Here is a 17,937-nt window from a genome sequence, read left to right as displayed (position 1 = left end):
GAACGAGTCGGGGCAGAAAGAAACGCGTGGGGCGAGCCACAAGACCCGCCCCACGCGCGAAGCGTCACCGACTTGTCAGCGCACGCGGAACTCGATGGTGGTCCCCTCGCCGACGTCAATCAGGTCGCCGTCGTTGAGCGCCAAGGTGACCATGGGGGTCACGTCCTGGAAGGAACCGTCCGCGTGACGCAGGACCGTTCCGTTGGCGCTGCCGAGGTCCATGAGCGCCCACGAGCCGGGAGCGGTCATCATGACGGCGCAGTGCGAGCGAGAAATCTCCGTCGCGGGGCTGGGCACACGCAGGACGGTGGCGGGAGGACGACCGGTGAGGGCAGAGGCATCGGGGTCTCGACCGATGACCACGTCACGCGAGACCTCCACGGGCACCGTTCCGCCGTGGATCAGGAAGGCGACGGGTGCGGCGGGGCCGGAGTTGACGGGGGCCAGGCGCAAGATCGTGGCCTCGGTGTCCGTCTCGGCGTTCAGGCCGGCCAGTCCCACGGCGCTCATCGCCTCGGGAACGGTCGGAGACTCCGCAGCCGGTTCGGGGGTCGGCTCCGGGGCGGACCCCGGGGTCGGTTCCTCGCTGGCCTCCGAGTCCTCGACTCGATCGGAGGAGGCTGCCGTGTCGATCGGGGGCTCCTCCGTGGCAGCGACAACGTAGAGTTCCCCGGAGGGCTGCTCGGCCGACTTCACGGGTTTGTCCTCGGCGCGATCGGCGGCCGACTCCCGGGCATCGGTAGCATCCGCACCGGCCTCGCCTTCGTCGGCCGACGATGCCCTCGAGGAGGACAGGAACACCGGCGCCTTGTTGGTTGCGGCCAGGAACTGCGCCTCAAGGGCCTCGAGATCGACGGAGGCGGTGCGCAGGGTCGGCTCGGGAAGCTCCTCGCGAGCCTCCCGCAGTGCCCGGCGCTCGTGGGTGGAGATGTCGGGATTGATGAGGAAACCCATCGTGTCGACGGGCAGCGAGGACATCGCCTCCACCTCATCGAGCGCGCGACCAATGCGAATCTCGGCAGCCTCAACGCGGTCGGCGGCGGGCACCATCCACGTGACCTCGTCGCCCTCAATGATGGTGGCCTCGAAGGTCTGCCACTCGCCTGGGTTGAAGGGCCACGCCCAGATCGGGTCGGTCCACACCTGTTCCGTGATCTGGCCGGCGGCGCGCATGCGCAGCTGAATGTTGCCCAGAACGGTCAGGTAGGGCTGCTCGCCGGCGCAGTCCAGGAGCAGGGCGTCCCCCTGCTCGGCCTGCACGTGCGCTAGCCACGCCTGCGTATCCGCGCGCCCCCACACGACGTCTGCCGCGGAATCAGCGAAACTCAGCGGAACCAACGCTGCACCGAGCGGGCCGGTGACGAGCATCGCGCCCTGTCCGCGACACAGGAAGCGTCCAATCTGAAGCATCAGTTACTGCCTTTTCTTCGAGGAATCCGGCGAGCTGTCTCGATCGACGCCGGACGTACTGGTTGAATCATGCGACTCATGACATTCGAAGGCAATGTTACTCGCGATTCGGTTCCTGCGTAAACCACAACGGCAGTGGCATTGTCACGCGTTCCCCCCTCGAGGGCAGCCCGGACGAGCGCATCGGCATCACCCTGCGGCCCGTTCCCGGCGGCAACCAGGGCGCACATCTGCGAATCCGACAGGACCCCGTGCACGCCATCCGTGCAAATCACCGCCCGATCGCCCTCTTCCAACGGCATGATCGTGTAGTCAGCCTTCACGCCACCCGACTGCCCGGCTCCCAGCGCCTTCGTCACGACATTCGCCGGCGGGATCACCCTGGGCGCCCCGGAGGTCGCCGCGAGGTCGCGGGCCTCCTGCAGCGCCGAGTGGTCATGCGTGAGCTGACGGACCCCGCCTCCACCCACGACGTAGGCGCGCGAGTCCCCCACGTTGAAGGACAGCCAGTAGGGGCCCTCGGCGGTGTGCAGCACCATGAGGCCCGACAGCGTCGTGCCCGGCGCGCTCATCGGATTGTCGGCGGGAGCCAACGAGGCCACCGCGGTGGCCGCGGAGTCGATCGCAACGGACAGATCCACCAGATCCACCGGCCGATCCCCGAGCCTGCCCGGGCTGAGGTACTCCTGCAGGATCAGGACCGCCGTCGACGAGGCCTGGGCCCCGCCCAGGTGCCCGCCCATGCCGTCGGCGACCGCAAAGACGGGTGGGACAGCCAGCCACGAGTCCTCGTTTTCTGCTCGGACCGGGCCAATGTCGGTCGAGGCACCCCATCGAACCGCGGGGCGCTCCGCATGTTCATCGAGAGCCATCTGCCTTCATCTTTCCCGCTGCGCAACTCGCGCAGCGTGACGCATTACGTCCACCATTCTACACACGGGGCGCGTGAGGCCCGCAGCATCCGAAAAGCGCGAAAGACAACAAAACGTAGGCGGCGTCATGAGCATCCTCACGGGACCGTGATGCAGGCGCGGACCGGATCGGACATGCGCCCCGACGAGCGGGCGACCGTCGTGATCTCCACGCAGTTGTCTCCGCTGGCGCCGTCGACGCGAACGGTCGTCTCCTTGACGCGCCCGCGGGAGGTTCCTCCCGCGCCCGAGGCCTCGTACGCGTAGGCCGTCTCGGAGTCGGTGGCACCCGCAGGCGCGGTCCACGTCCACTCCACCAGCCCGCCCGCGTAACTCCCCGTCAAATCGGTGACCTGGGGCGGGGCAACCCCCACCGCGTCACCCGGCGTGGCCGACGCCGTGCTCGTCTCGGGTGCCGGCGTGATGCGCGTGAAAGACCCCTGACCGCGCAGCATCGCCACAGCCAAGCCGGCGGCGATGATCGCGGCCAACAGCACGAGGATCATCCCCGTCACGGGGGTCAGGCCCTTGGCGGGCGCCGCCGTCTCCTCAACCTTGCGGCGAGCAGAGACCTCGTCGATGTCGCCGTCCCGGTCGCTCTTCCACGAGTCGGCGACCGCCTCGACGCCGCCGGAGCCGCTTCCCCCCTCGAAGGAGTAGGGAGAGGGGCGCATGTGCGTCGCTTCGGGGTCAATCACGGGGGCCGCGCGCAGGCGGGTCTTGTCGTCGGTGCCGACCGCAGGAGCCTGGACCTTCTTCGATCGCTTCTCCTTGATCTCCATCTCCGTGCGCGGGTAGCCGAGCTCCTGTTGAACCCGTTGAAGCCCTTCGCCGAACTCCTTCGCCGACTGTGTGCGCTCCGCCGGGTCCACCGCCATCGCCGCCCGCAACACGCGCTCCAACTCGCAGGGGGCATCCGCCCGTCCCAGGCCGCGCACGCGCCCCCGCTGGACGCGGTTGGCGATCGATGCCGCCGAGTTGTCTCCGATCGGATCCTCGAAGGGGCTGCGCCCGGTCACGAAGGTCCACGTCGTCGATGCCAGGGCCCACACGTCCTGCAGGGGGGAGGCGGGCGAGTTCACGTCCTGCTGCTCCGGGGGCGCCCACAGGACCGAAAAGCCGTCGAAAGCACCGACCTCCAGCGCTCCCACCTTCGACGCGACCCCAAAGTCGGCCAGGACAGGCTTGCCGTAGGCGTCCAGCATGATGTTCGAGGGCTTGATGTCGCGGTGCACGTAGCCCTGCCAGTGGAAGGTCTCGACGACGCCGCAGATCTTGATCATCGTGTCCAGGGCGTCCTCGAGCGACATGGGCCGCGCACGAACCTGCGTGAGGAGGTCGGCAACCGGGCAGTACTCCATGACGAGGTATGCCCGCCCGTCTGCCGTCGTTCCCACGCCGTGCAACTCCACGACGGAGGGGTGACCCGACAGGAGCGTCATGGCGTCGGCTTCGCGATGCAGCTCCTTCGTGCCCCGTTCATCCCCCTGGGCGCGCACCACCTTGATGGCCACGTCCCGGCTCGGCAGCTCCTGACGGTAGAGGAACACGTCGGCGAAACCGCCTTGCCCCAGGGGACGAACCCACCTAAATCCCGGAATCTCCGGCCCCCTCATGCCTGCGACGGCTGGACTCACCGCTCGATCTCCTCTCGCATCGTGCGCTCGATCAGGGCGCTCAGACGCAGCTTGCGGCGCATACGCAGGCTCCGCAGGGACAGCGCCCGGCGCACGCGCGCAAAGAAGCCCGCACGCTTGGACACCTGGTCTCGCAGCTGTCCCACCTGGGCCCACGCGGCGCGCGCGCGGTCGCGGGAGGCACCGTTGGAGGCAAAGTTCGCGACGTCGGCGAAGCGAGCGATCACAACGGGAGAAGGAACGTCGCCGCCGAAGCGGCTCCACCCGTCAATCACGTAGCGTCCCCTGCCACCGGCGTCGCCGCGGTCGGAGGACGAGGTCGACCCGTCCTCGCCGCTGCGCATCTCACCCGTCACCAGGGCGAAGGGGTCGCCCGGGTCCTCCCCCAGCTGCCACTGGGAGGACAGTGCCCACGCGGTCTCCTGGCGAGTGCGTCCCAGCTCGATGCGCAGGCCAGAGTCGGCGGCCAGGTCCACGACCTCGTCCCACGAGCCCACCAGCGCATCACCGGCCGCCGCCCTGCGGCGACGCCTGCGCCGACCCGCCTTGAACGCCAGGATCGCCAGGGGCGGCAGCGCGAGGAGGAGGATGGCGCCCGACACTCCGGCGATGATGCCCCAGGGCAGGCCCGCCTCGGGTGGCTTGAGCGGGTCGGCGTTCTGGTCACGCGTGGGCGGAGGCATCTCGGCCGGGGGCTCGGGGGGCTCCGGCGGCTGCAGGACCTGCGGGCGAGGGACGGACCGAGGCTTGGGAACCTGGGTCTGCGGCACGTGGTCGCGCGGCGGAGTCGGGTCGAACACGCCCCAGACGCCGCCCGAGAACTCGACCTCAACCCACGCGCGAATGTCGGATCCACGCAGGGTCGCGGCGCCCCCCTGGGAGCCGCCCTCGGGGTAGGCTCCCATGACGACGCGCGCGTTGATCCCCAACTGGTGCAGCATGAGAGCCATGAGCGCGGTGTACTGCTGGTCGTCGCCGATCAGATTCTCGTCGGAGGTCAGCATGCGCTCCAGCCGATCGGTGCGCACGCCCGGCCGCGAGAAGCGCGTGTTCTCGTTGAGGTAGTAGCCGTTCGTGGCCAGGTAGTGTTCGATGGCGCGCGCCGCCGCGAGCGGGGTCGAGGCGTTCTGCGTGAGCTCCGCGGCCTTTTCCGCGACGCCGTCGGGAACGTTCTTGTCCTCCGAGGTGGAGGACAGCGCCACGAGGTTGGCCAGCTCCTCGTCGCGCACGGGCGCGACAAAATCGGTGGTCACGTTATAGCTCATGGAGCCCGCGGGACCGGTCGTCAGCGCCGCGTTCGCCCACGTATCGACGTGGAGGCCGTTCTTTTGCTCGGAGGACTGCGCCCCCGTGAAGGCGATCTGCGAGGGTGTTCCCAGGACGGGAACCCACGGGCCCGACAGCCCCGTGGTCGTCAGCGTGACCACGGAGGCGCCCTGGGAGCGTCCGGGGATGGTCGTCTGGACCTGGATGTACCCCGTGTGCCCGTCGCCTCGCTTCTGGGACATGCCGAAGGTCGTGCCGTCGTACACGTCCATCGCTGCGATTCGCACGCGCTGGTTCTCGGGCAGGTCCGACACGGTCAGCAGCGTCTCGTCCTTCAGGTCCGTCGTGTAGTGGCGGAAGGAGGACATCGGGGAGGGGTAGGCCTGGACGTCAAGGGGCGGGTGAATCAGGTCGCGGCCAACGATGCGTCCGCGAGGGGAGCCCAGGAACGCCGCGGCCGGCATCGCCACGGCGACGGAAACCGCGAGGACGAGGATGGCGCCAACCGCCCGCCTTCCCACGTAGACCGTCGAGCGAGAACGACGCCCGACCGTGGCCTCGCCGCCGGGCGAGCTCTTTCGTCCCACCAGCACATCCTGGCCCAGGGTGATTCTCTGGTACTGGGCGGCGCTCGCCCACCAGGCGACCAGCAGCGCCCACCAGGCGAGGACGGGCGCGAGCGGAAGAGGATAGTGCGTCAGCCCGAAGAACACGGCGATGACCGCCATCACGACGACGGGGATGGATCCCAGGACGGCGCGTCCGGCGCGCGCAGTGATCAGGCCGGCCAGAAGCGCCAGGATGAGGCCGCTCATCCACGGCACGAGGGCCGGGCCGGAGTAGACCGACACCGGGGGCGTCAGCGTCAGTAGATCCTTCCACGCGCGGAAGGACCCGAGCACCATGACCTGCAGGGTCTGCCCCGTGGGCAGGAAGCCAAACAGCGCCTCGGAGCGCAGCGCGGCCGCGCTGCCGCCCAGGAAGTAGGTCACCGCGACACTCAACACGGTCGTGAGCGCATCCCACCGCCAGTGGGTCGAGGCCGCGGCAATCGCCAGGCCGCAGGCCACGCCGGCTCCGGCGGCGATGGCCCCGACTCCCCCGCCAAAGACGGGTTCGAAGGCCGCGATGGGCCCGGCGAAGAGGAGGGCGAGAACCAGGAGGGACCAGATCGGCAGCTTCGACCGGTACGTCGCGAAACGCTGCGTGATGGTCAGCAGGCGCGAACGCGTCGTCTTGTGGCGAGGCCCCTGCGAGCCGGCGGGGGGACGGTCGTTGGCGCGGGGGCGGGCGGAGGCGGAAGGAGCTGCGTCCGCGCGCGCGCGGGTCGCGACGGGCGTCGCCGGTGCGGTCTCGGCCTGCGAGTCGACCCTCTGCGCGCGCGGCTTGGTATCAACGCTGGTGGTCATGCAAGCCCTCCGGCGACGATGATACGCGGCAGGTCATCGAGGCGCGCGCAGTCCAGGAGGACGCCCCGCCCGAGGTCTCGCCTGGTTCGCCCCTCGGCGCAACCGATTCGGATGATGGAGACCGGAACGTCGATGGGGGCCAGTCGCGCCAGGTGAGCGGCGTCGACGTCGCTCACCTTCGGACCCACCACGAGGGTGAGGGCCGAGACGCCGGGACGCTCGGCCACGGCCTCGCGCACGCGCAGGGACAACTCCCCTCCGGCACCCGCCCCCACCTCGGAGAGGGCGTCCAGCAGGCGCATGGCGCTGCCCGACGGCAGCCAGTCCTCCGTCGTCGTCACGGACACGGGACGGGACTCGCGCAGGCTGGCCAGAGCGAGCGAGGCGGCGACGGAGACCGCCGTTTCGAAGGATTCGTGATCCCAGACGTCGCGGGAGGTGTCCAGCACGATGACGTGGTGGGAACGGTGCGTTTCCTCGTACTGGCGGACGATGAGCTTGCCCAGGCGAGCGGTCGACTGCCAGTGGACGGCACGCCGGTCGTCTCCGGGCTCGTAGTCGCGCAGCGCGTGAAAGGACACGTCGGAGCTGGAGAGCCTGCCCGTGGACACGCCCTCGACATCCAGCTGGAAGCCGGTGGCGTCGAAGGGAACGCGCACGGTGCGCGGGTGCACGTGGAGGATGACGGGCTCGTCCCACACGCGCACGCGGCGCAGCAGGCCGAGGGCGTCGGAGCGCACCGAGCGCGCCGGACCGACGTTGATGAGGCCTCGGTGACGCGAGGAGATGAGAAACATCTCGTCCCACGAGCGTCGCGCGCCCAGCGGGGGCACGACAAACTCACCGGTGCCCGAGCCGATGGGCAACTCGATGATGCCCGACCGCACGGGACGGTTGCGTTCGTTACGCACCATGATCTCGCCGACGGCCGTCTGGCCGGCGACGATGCGCTCGTTGGGGACGCGGATCGACACGAGGTGCGGGGGCTTCCACGCGACGCGGGTGGCCGCCAGCACGAGCGCGACGACGCCCGCAAGCGCGCACGCCAACGCCTCGACCCACTGGAACGCTGCGGCGACCGCGACGCCGGCGACGATGAGCACGATGACGGCCCAGCCGATCGGCGTGACGGCGCCCGTGAGCGCCGCGACGGGGCGCACACGAGCGCTTTGCTCCCTGCGGTGCCGCACCCCGTCCGCGCTATCCGAACGCTTCCCTTCCATCACTGCTACCGGGAGGATCCTTACGCGCCGACCGCGGGTGCGGGGACCGAGGTGAGGGCGCGCTGGATGACGCCCTCGGAGGTCGCGCCGGAGAACGCGGCGTCGGGGTCAACGACGATGCGGTGGGCCCACACGGGCACGGCGAGGGCCTTGACGTCGTCGGGCAGAACGAAGTTACGCCCCTGCGCGGCCGCCCACACGCGGGTGCATCGGACCATGCCGATCGCGCCACGCGTGGAGACGCCCAGCAGGGAGGACTCGTCCTCGCGGGTGGCCTCCGCCAGGGCCGCCACGTAGTCCAGGACCGCGCGGTCGGTGTGGTTGTCCGCGGCCAGGGCGGACCAGGCGACGATGTCCTGGCCGGACACCATGGGCTGGAGGTTCTTCGAGCGGTCCGGGGATGCCGAGCCGTCGAGGACGTCGATCATGGCGCTGCGCGACGGGTAGCCGATCGAGGTCTTCATGAGGAAGCGGTCGAGCTGGGCCTCGGGCAGGGGGTATGTTCCGGCCTGCTCGACGGGGTTCTGGGTCGCGATGACCATGAAGGGCTGGGGTGCGGGGCGACGCACGCCGTCCACCGTGACCTGCGCTTCCTCCATGACCTCCAGCAGGGCGGACTGGGTCTTGGGCGAAGCGCGGTTGATCTCGTCCGCCAGGACGATCTCGGCGAAGACGGGGCCCGCGTGGAAGACCCACTCGCCGGTCTTCTGGTTGAACATGTTCACGCCCGTGATGTCGGAGGGAAGCAAGTCGGGGGTGAACTGGATACGCGAGTGCGTGCCATCGATGACGGCGCTGATGGCGCGCGCCAGGGCGGTCTTGCCGGTGCCCGGGGCGTCCTCGAGCAGCAGGTGTCCTCCGGCAAACATGGTCGTGAGCGCGAGGCGAACCGCCTGGCGCTTGTCCAAGACCGCCACGGAGACCCCGTTGACGAGGCTCTTGAAAACCTGGGCGAAACGCGTCGCGTCCTCAATGGACAGTGACATGAGTATCCTTTTCTCTTCGGTCGTTGTGTTGGTTGTCGGTGTGCTGGTTCCGGGCCTTCCCGCCCGGACCGTGCCCTAGTGCATGTACTTGATGATCTCTTTGCCCGTCGACAGGGTGATGTAGAGGGCAACTCGATAGGGCTCGTCGACGGGCAGTATGGAGCCTTCGACCCGAAGACCCGGTGTCTCGGTGGGCGATATGACGGCGTCGCTCTGCTTGTAGATCGTCTGGCCGGTCGCCGAATCGACGACCTTGAGCCGGCAACCGTAGGTGCACAGGCCCTCGGTCTCCTTGGTGCGGCGGATTCCCACCGCGAAGCCGCCGTCGGGGTAGGGCACGTAGTCGGCGCGAATCTCGATGTTCGCCCAATCCTTGTCCGGAACGGCGTGGTCGTTCCTCGGCGTGCCGGTGACCCTGATGGCGCTCGAGACCAGGCCCGAGGTCGAGATCTGGCAGAAGTAGAAGTTCTGCGGAACCCCGTTAGCCTCATCTCCCCCGAACCACACGAAGTTCGTGCCCTGGACCCTGCGGTTGGTGTCGTTAGAGCGGGCCTTGGCGGAGCAGTCGGCGCCGCTCGTTCCCCAGAACACGGTGAGCTCGTTGGCGAGGTAGCCGCGTCCGGGCTTGACGTTGACGTTCGTGGCGTGGAGCTGGCCGGAGTTACCCGTCGCCGTGATCGTCGGCGGGTCGATCTCGAAGGGCGGGGTGTTCGGGTTCGGCGGGATGCGCACGGTCTGGGGGGCCGACGTGGTGGCGTCGCCCTCGGCGTTGCGCACGGTGACGGTCACGGTCGCTAAGGTCACCGAGTCCTCGAGGACCACCTTCTTAGTCTTACGCTGGTCCTCGTCCGCCGTAACGTTGTAAGACTCGCCGTTGACGGTGACGGTGGTTGTCCCCCATCCGCTGCCGCCGCTGTTGCCGACCGTCCACGAGACGAAGACCTTCGCCACGATCTGGCCCTGTCCCTCCCAGCGTTCGGTGGTCACGGTGACCACCGGCTCATCGGGGGCGACGTGCGAGGGGTGGGGGCGTCCGATGGTGGGCGAGGACCACGGTCCGGCCTGACCCTCGCCGTTGACGGCCCGGACCCGAACGGCGTAGTCATGCCCGTTGACCACGGAGAGCGTGGTCGACAGTCCATGCACGGTGATCGGTTCGTCGGTGTTGACCTGGACCTCGTAGTGGTCGATCTTCGACCCGCCGTCATTCTCCGGTGCCACCCACGAGACCTTCAACACCGAGTCACCGGCCTCCACCTTGGGCGCAACCATCTGGCTGGGCTTGCCCACCGTCTTGATCGTATTCGAGGGCGCGGAGGGCTCTGAGTTGCCCTCGCTGCTGGTGGCGACAACGGAGAAGGAGTAGCCGCGACCGGCGCTGAGACCATCGACCGTACACGAGCCGGCGGTGCAGGTGGCCGACACCTGCTGGCCCGAGTCCGCGTCGAGCACCCGGTAGCCGGTGACGGTGGCGCCGTTGGCCGCGCCCGGGGTGAAGGTCACGCGAGCGCCGCTCGTCCCCCTCGCCTCGGCGCGCACTCCCGTGGGGGCACCCGGCGCGCCGACGACGGTGACGACGATGTTGCCCTGGGCCGAGCGAGACGGGTCGCCCAGGTAGTCGTTGAGGCGGTAGGTGACCTTGATGGTTCCCACCTCGTCGGGGGTGATCGACACGACCGTTCCCTCGGCGCGCACCTGCCCGCCTCCCAGGCCCATGACCGCGCCCTCGAGGGTGAGCGGGGAATCGGGGAAGGGGTTGATGGCCCGGGAGGCGACGTCCACCCTCACCGTTTCGCCGACCCGGCCCCGTTCCTGGTAGTCAGGCGCGCTGACGTGAGGCTTGGAGGAGGACACGACCTCGACGGGGACGGAACCCGACACCGAGTTTCCGTCCGTGTCGGTCACGCTGACCCCGATGGATCCGGCCGGGCCTCGGGCCGTGTCCTGGGCCGCGGTCACGGTGAGGGTCGAACCCGACACCGAGGCGCTGATGCCGTCGGGAACGCTCCCCACCGCGTACGTGAAGGTCGAGGGGTCGCCGCCCTCGGGGTCGGTGACTCCGAGCGCCAGGTTCTGGGTGACGGCCTCGCCCCCGGCCTCGACGCGCACGCCGGTCGGGGTGAAGGTGGGCGGCTGGTTCTGGGTCGCGCGCACTCGAACGGGCACGGACAGGCTCGATGACAGAGCGCCCGCGTCATCCCCATCGCTGACCTGAATGGTGAATGCCGTGTTTCCGGAGAAGCTCTCGGCCGCGCTGATCGTCAACTGCGTCGCGCCCTCGGCGCTCACCGACGTCAGCCCCGCCTGGGCGGCCGGAGAGGACCCCTCCACCAGCTGCGCAGAGCGCCCCGATCGCACGATGACGTAGTCGGAGAGGGAGATCGTGCGCTGGGATCCCGCGTCCACCTCGATCGGGAGGTTCGCGTTGTTCAGGAAGGGCGCGGTGCCGTTGCGTCCGGGCACGGTGACGACGGCGGAGTTGGTCAGTCCGTCGCGGTCGGTGATCGTGTAGACGACGAGGCGCAGCTGGTCGGAGACCGGGATGAGCAGGTCCTGGCCGCTCACGTTCACCCCGGACTCGCCGGTGGTGACCTTCAGCTCGTCAACCGACCCGTCGGGGTCGTCGTCGTTGTCGACGACGCGCACGCGCACGGCCGACCCGTCCTCGGGCAGCTCCGTGTAGGCCACGTAGTCGTCGCGGGCGACGGGGGCCTTGAGGGGGACGTCCTCGGATACGTAGATGGTGGCCAAACCGGTGGCGGAGCCGCCTCGGCCGTCCGAGACCGTGTAGGCGACCGCGTAGCTGCCGGGTTCGGATGGGGTGCGCACGGAGATCGTGGTCGCGGAGCGGACCTGCGGATTGAGCGCGGGCGTGGCCGTCGTCAGGCCGTCCTCGTCCAGGGAGAGCGTGTCGCCGTCGGGATCGACGTCGTTGGACAGGACGTTGATGTTGAGGACGCGATCAGGGCGAGCCTGCACGGTGTCCGGGACGGCCACGGGGTTCTGGTTGGAGGTGGGTGACGGGGAGATCGCGACGCGCACGCGGGCGGAGGCGCGCGCTCCCTTGCGGTCTTCGACCGTGTAGGTGAAGGTGTCGGTGCCCACCGCCCCGCGGTTGGGGGTGTAGTCGATCCAGGTGGCCGAGGCGGTGGCCACGCCCTGGGTCGGCGAGGAGTCCACGCCGACCAGCGTCACCGAGTCGCCATCGGGATCGATGCCGCTCAGCGTGACGGGAATCGTCACGGCCTGGCCGGCGCTCGTCCACGCGTTGAGGGTCCTCGGACGGGGGGCCTCGTTGCTCTCGGTGTCCGGGATGACCTCGAAGGTGACGGTGCTGGAGGCGCGGTTGCCGGCGGAGTCGATGACCGAGTAGACGACCTCGAGAAGCCCGGGACTCGTTCCCGCCTCAAGGCGCACCTGGTTACCCGTCACAAAGGGCGTCCCAACCGACGAGGCGTGGTCGTACTCGAGGGTCGACTCGACCTGGAGGCTCAGGCCGGCCGGGGAGCGGTCGTTGGACAGGACCGACGCGGTTCCGACGTCGCCGACGCGCACCTTTGCCCGGTCGGGCGCCAGGATGGGCGGCAGGTCGGAACGATCCGAAGCGCCGGGAATCACCGTCACCTCGGCGGTGGCGTTTCCCTGGCCGTTGGAAACCGTGTAGGAGAAGGTCGCCGTCTTATCGATGCCCGCGTGGGCAGTGATTCGCAGGAGGTGACGTTCGATGAGCGCGACCTCGATCTCGGGCGCCTTCGATGTATCCACCGAGGTCACGGAGAGCATCCCTCCGGCGGGGTCATAGTCGTTGCCGAGGGGATTGACCAGCACGGACCCGCCCTGGGGCAGGACGGCCGTGTCGTTCTCCGCGACGGGGCGCACCGAGGACGCGGCCACGACCTCCACGCGGATGATGCCCAGCGTCGTCGCGATCCCGTCGGAGACCGTGTAGGCGAAGGAGTAGGACCCGGGCTGCTGCGCCCGAAAGTCGATGGTGCCGCGGTCGAGATCCGGGGTGAGAGTCACGCCCGACGGGGCTCCGGAGACGGCGGCGAGGGACAGGGGGTCGCCGTTGGGGTCGGTGTCGTTCCTGAGCGGGTCGAGGGTGACGGTCTCGCCCGGGTGGGCCTGGAAGAGGTCGCCGTTGGCCGAGGGCGGCAGGTTTCCCGCCTCCTGGACGTTCACGACGAGCTCGCCGCGCGCCTCGGCCCCCTGGTCGTCCGCCACCGTCAGGACGACGGTCTTGGGCCCGGCGGAGCTGCCCTCCTCGTTGATCGTCACGGTGCCGTCTTCGACGAAGGAGACGTTCAGGCCGGTGGGAGCCTGCACGTCCTTGAGGTAGATCGGGTCGCCGTCGGGGTCACGCCAGTCGCTGAGGGCCTGGTACTGGATCCGCGCGCCCACCCCGATCTTGACGGAGGAGGAGCGCACCTGAACCGGCGCCTCGTTCTGCCCGTAGGGATGGACCGTGACCTGAACGCGGGCGGAGGCGGAGGCCTGCCCGTCCGACGCGTCGTAGGTGAAGGACGTGGATCCGCTCTGGTCCGCCGAGACGTCCTCGATTTGCAGGGCGCGCCCGCTGCGCGCCACGACCACCGAGCCCCACCCGGGCTGCGAGGTCGGGGTGGCGGTCAGCACGTCCCCGTCCAGGTCTGAGTCGTTGTCCAGGACGGGCAGGACGGTGGAGCGCCCCGGGCGGATGCCGAACTCGTCGTCGACGGCCTCGGGCGGGGTGTTTTCCTCGCGCTGCTGCGGGTCGGCCACCTCGTTGGTGAGCTCCGGGCTGTCCTGCTCTTCTTCGCTCTCTTCGAGCTGGTTCTCGACCTCGTCCCAGTTGTCCATGAGGACCATGTTCGAGTCGGGCAGCCACACGTCCCCCTCGGCGACATCGTTGAGGACGATGGCCTTGCGGTTGGTGCGGAAGACAACCTCGCGGGCGGAGGTGAGCGTGTCAACCACCATCTGCTTGTTCGAGGACGGGTCCTTGCAGGAGCGCACGTACGCCCCCGATCCGCTCCACGCGCCGTAGGCGCAGCCTTCGTGGCGCACGGGGGCCGCCGGGATGCCGCTCGGGGACCCCTCGGCGGCGGGCGTGATCGAGGGGCGCCCACCCGCCAGCGGGATCGCGACCAGGGACGTGGCCGTGGCCAGCAGGACCGAGTCGTCCTTCGGTCCGGCCTGCTGCAGGACGCCGCCGGACTCGACACCGGCGGCGCCGAGGTCGAGGGTCTTGTTCCCCGGGAGGTAGAGCGTGTTGGACGCCGCATCGAGGGCGACAACCTGATCGCCGACGACCGTCATGGACAGGCGGGCGTCCTCGGAGATCCCGGCGACCTGACTCGTCTTCGTTTCGTCAACCGAGCCGCGATGCTTCACGGTCGTGAGCGTTCCCGAGGCCGAGAGGGAGTAGACGGACCCGTCCTCGCCGGTCACGAAGGCGCTGGCCCCCATGTTCGAGGCTAGAGCCGCTGATTCGGCGAGGTTGGAGGGGCTCGGGGAGGACGCGGACGTCGTCCACAGGGTGCCGTCGGCGGCGTTGAGCACGCCCAGGACGTCGCCGCCCTGCATCGCAATGGAACCGGCGGGCAGAGCGGTCGGGGCGCCGAGGGCGACCTGAGTGACGTTGACCGGAGCGACCGTGAGGGAGCTGAGGTCGGAGACGGTGACGGTCTCGGCCGCCTGACCCACGTCGAAGTTGGTGGCCTCGGTGCGCAGCGCACCGTCGAGGATGCGGGCCTCGTAGTCGAGGTGGCCGACCATCTGTTTCGACTTGTTCGTCACCCAGATGCCACCGTCGTTGACGTTGACCTGGGTGACTTCCGCGCCCCGGTAGATGACGCCCGCGATGCAGAGTGCAACGACGACCAGCATGAGGATGGCCGACGGCAGGCGTCGCCTCACGCTAGTCAGGTGTCGTCGCGGTCGCGAGGTCATGACCCTTCTCTCGATAGATGAGCAGTGCCCTAAACATAGTGTGGCACGAGTTCACACGAATCCAATAGTTAATCAGAATCTATCAGACAGGCGATTACCTAACAACCAGAGGGGGCTCTCTCACAGAGCGACGGTCGCTTTACCACCAACCACACACTTGTCATCCCGGCGCAACTGGCGAGAAGATCACTCCCCGTTGAAGGTGAAGGAGCGCTCGCCTCCCTCTTCCTGCACGCCAACCGTGACAACCTGACCAGGTTGCAGCTCTCCGAACAGGATGCGTTCGCTCAGCGCGTCCTCGATCTCTCGCTGAATGGCGCGACGCAGCGGGCGGGCTCCCAGAACCGGATCGAAGCCGACGTCCGCGAGGAGCTCGCGCGCCTCGTCCGTCAGCTGCAGTCGCATATCCTGAGCCTCCATGCGCTTGGCCAGCTTCGCGATCATCAAATCCACGATGCGGGCGATCTCCGGCTTGGTCAGCGGCGGGAACACGATCGTGTCATCGACGCGGTTGAGGAACTCCGGCCGGAAGTGCTGCTTGAGCTCCTCCGCGACCTTCGCCTTCATGCGGCCGTAGTCGTGCGTCGAGTGATCCGCCGTCTGGAAGCCCGTGAGAACACCCTTATTGATGTCGCGGGTCCCCAGGTTGGTCGTCATGATGATGACCGTGTTCTTAAAGTCCACCTTGCGGCCCTGGGAATCGGTCAGGCGGCCTTCCTCCAAGATCTGCAGCAGGGAGTTGAAGATGTCCGGGTGAGCCTTCTCGACCTCGTCGAAAAGAACAACCGAGAACGGCTTGCGGCGCACCTTCTCCGTCAGCTGCCCGCCCTCGTCGTAGCCGACGTAGCCGGGAGGCGCACCAAAGAGGCGCGAGGCCGTGTGCTTCTCGGAGAACTCCGACATGTCGAGCTGAATCAGAGCGTCCTCATCCCCGAAGAGGAACTCGGCGAGCGCCTTGGCCAGCTCCGTCTTACCCACGCCCGTCGGGCCCGCGAAGATGAAGGAGCCGCCGGGACGGTTCGGATCCTTCAGGCCGCTGCGCGTGCGGCGGATCGACTGGGCAAGGGCCTTGACGGCCTCGTCCTGCCCGATGACGCGCTTGTGCAGCTCATCCTCCATCTTGAGCAGCTTCGCGGTCTCCGTCTGGGTCAGGCGCACGACCGGAATACCCGTCGACATGGCCAGGACCTCGGCGATCTCCTGATCCCCCACCTCGGCGATCTCGTCGGATTCCCCGCCCTTCCAGGCTTCTTCCTTCGACTTGCGCTCCTCCGCGAGCTTCGACTCCTCGTCGCGCAGGGAGGCCGCCTTCTCGAAGTCCTGGTCGTCAATGGCCGCCTCCTTGTTGCGGCGTACCTCGGCGATCTTCTCGTCGAGCTCGCGCAGCTCCGGCGGGGCGGTCATGCGGCGGATCCGCAGGCGGGCGCCCGCCTCGTCGACCAGGTCGATGGCCTTATCGGGCAGGAAGCGATCCGAGATGTAGCGGTCGGCCAGCTCCGCGGCCGCCTGGATCGCGGCGTCCGTGATGATGACGCGATGGTGCGCCTCGTAGCGGTCGCGCAGGCCCTTCAGGATCTCCACCGTCTCGTCGACGCTGGGCTCGTCCACCTTCACCGGCTGGAAGCGACGCTCCAGCGCCGCGTCCTTCTCGATGTACTTGCGGTACTCGTCGTTCGTGGTCGCACCGATCGTCTGCAGCTCGCCGCGCGCCAGCATCGGCTTGAGCATCTGGGCGGCGTCGATCGACCCCTCCGCGGCGCCCGCGCCAACGAGCGTGTGAATCTCGTCAATGAACAAGATGATGTCCCCGCGCGTGCGGATCTCCTTGAGCACCTTCTTCAGGCGCTCCTCGAAGTCGCCGCGATAGCGCGAACCCGCCACCAGCGACCCCATGTCGAGGCTGTAGATCTGCCGATCCTTGATCGTCTCGGGCACGTCGCCCGCCACGATCGCCTGGGCGAGCCCCTCAACGACGGCGGTCTTGCCGACGCCCGGCTCGCCGATGAGCACCGGGTTGTTCTTCGTGCGCCGCGACAGGACCTGCATGACACGTTCCATCTCCGTGCGACGCCCGATCACGGGATCCAGCTTGTTCTCGCGCGCGGCCTGCGTCAGGTTGCGACCGAACTGCTCCAGGATCGCCGAGTTGGAGCGCTCGGGGCCGCCGGTGCCACCCACGCCGGCTCCCACGGACTCTCGGCCCTCCTCGTCGCCGCGCTGGTAGCCGGACAGCATCTGGATGACCGTCTGGCGCACCTGCGCCAGGTCGGCCCCCTGCTTGGTAAGGACCTGGGCGGCCACGCCCTCGCCCTCCTTGAGCAGGCCGAGCAGCAGGTGCTCCGTGCCGATGTAGTTGTGGCCCAGCTGCAGGGCCTCACGCAGGCTCAGTTCGAAGACGCGCTTGGCGCGCGGGGTGAAGGGAATGTGGCCCTCAACCGGCTTCTCGCCCTCGCCGATGATCTCGATGACCGAGGCGCGCACGGCCTCACCCTTGATCTCCATCGTCTCCAGGGCCTTGGCGGCGACGCCCTCACCCTCCGAGATCAGGCCGAGCAGCAGGTGCTCCGTGCCGATGTAGTTGTGCTTGAGACCGCGTGCCTCGTCCTGCGCGAGCACGACGACCCGGCGAGCGCGGTCGGTAAAGCGTTCGAACATGCCTCTCCTCATTTCAGGGGCGTCCACCGCGCCGAACTCGGCACAGACCCATCCCAGTTGACTGGTTACCAGACTACGAGGCCAGCTCACGGCGTGCGCGCGCTTTCGCCCTGGGCGCAGGGCATGGGGCGGCGAGTGTGCGGGCAAGCTCGCCGGACGGGACCCTCTCGACGAGGCCGGGACGGAATCGGCCCTCCGACTCCCTCTGGGCGGCACGTCCCGCGACGCCGGGAACGCCGTTTTCCGCACGCGCCGGGCCCGCTCGAGATTGCGACGTTACGGCTTTCGGAACGGGCCATCTTCCTCACGTGCCGGGTCGGCTCCGCAAGCCCTCGTGGTTTGTGCCTCGCGCCTCGTGCTCGTTCGCCTACTACTTGGCCGTGTGGGCCCGGCAGCTGCGCAGGTTAGCCCAGTTAGTGGAGCGTGGGCCCGGCAGCTGCGCAGGTTAGCCCAGTTAGTGGAGCGTGGGCCACCCCGCCCACCCGCCACCTAGTGGGTTAACGTGCGCG

8 protein-coding genes are annotated in these 17,937 nt (G+C 68.8%); all 8 read right to left on the bottom strand.

The genetic code is table 11. The features are described 5' to 3' along the window. Positions 1-75 precede the first annotated feature (75 nt). Positions 76-1,410: an FHA domain-containing protein gene (locus NQK35_RS09790; protein ID WP_257114058.1), complete on the bottom strand. Its 1,335-nt coding sequence runs from the start codon at positions 1,408-1,410 to the stop codon at positions 76-78. Then, positions 1,410-2,282, bottom strand: coding sequence for a PP2C family protein-serine/threonine phosphatase (locus NQK35_RS09785; RefSeq protein WP_009212547.1), 873 nt, complete (start codon positions 2,280-2,282; stop codon positions 1,410-1,412). Before NQK35_RS09785 ends, NQK35_RS09790 begins: the two co-directional genes overlap by 1 nt. A 137-nt stretch (positions 2,283-2,419) precedes the next feature. Next, the gene (locus tag NQK35_RS09780) at positions 2,420-3,937 is read right to left on the bottom strand and encodes a serine/threonine-protein kinase (protein ID WP_257114808.1); all 1,518 of its coding nucleotides are present in this window, start codon (positions 3,935-3,937) and stop codon (positions 2,420-2,422) included. A gap of 17 nt (positions 3,938-3,954) precedes the next feature. Beyond that, positions 3,955-6,633: a transglutaminase-like domain-containing protein gene (locus NQK35_RS09775; RefSeq protein ID WP_257114057.1), complete on the bottom strand. Its 2,679-nt coding sequence runs from the start codon at positions 6,631-6,633 to the stop codon at positions 3,955-3,957. After that, a complete protein-coding gene (locus NQK35_RS09770; RefSeq protein ID WP_257114807.1) occupies positions 6,630-7,856 on the bottom strand; it encodes a DUF58 domain-containing protein in 1,227 nt (408 codons plus the stop codon). Before NQK35_RS09770 ends, NQK35_RS09775 begins: the two co-directional genes overlap by 4 nt. A 20-nt stretch (positions 7,857-7,876) precedes the next feature. After that, positions 7,877-8,842: an AAA family ATPase gene (locus NQK35_RS09765; protein ID WP_009212551.1), complete on the bottom strand. Its 966-nt coding sequence runs from the start codon at positions 8,840-8,842 to the stop codon at positions 7,877-7,879. A 75-nt stretch (positions 8,843-8,917) separates the two neighbouring features. Further along, positions 8,918-14,710, bottom strand: coding sequence for an Ig-like domain-containing protein (locus tag NQK35_RS09760; RefSeq protein ID WP_257114806.1), 5,793 nt, complete (start codon positions 14,708-14,710; stop codon positions 8,918-8,920). 249 nt (positions 14,711-14,959) lie between these two features. Continuing rightward, positions 14,960-17,428, bottom strand: a complete 2,469-nt coding sequence (locus tag NQK35_RS09755; protein WP_034231190.1) for an ATP-dependent Clp protease ATP-binding subunit — start codon at positions 17,426-17,428, stop codon at positions 14,960-14,962. Positions 17,429-17,937: the final 509 nt, after the last annotated feature.

The organism is Schaalia odontolytica (assembly GCF_024584435.1).
GTDB lineage: Bacteria > Actinomycetota > Actinomycetes > Actinomycetales > Actinomycetaceae > Pauljensenia.
The sequence above is the reverse complement of the archived record's forward strand: the minus strand, read 5'-3'. Positions and strand labels throughout refer to the sequence as shown.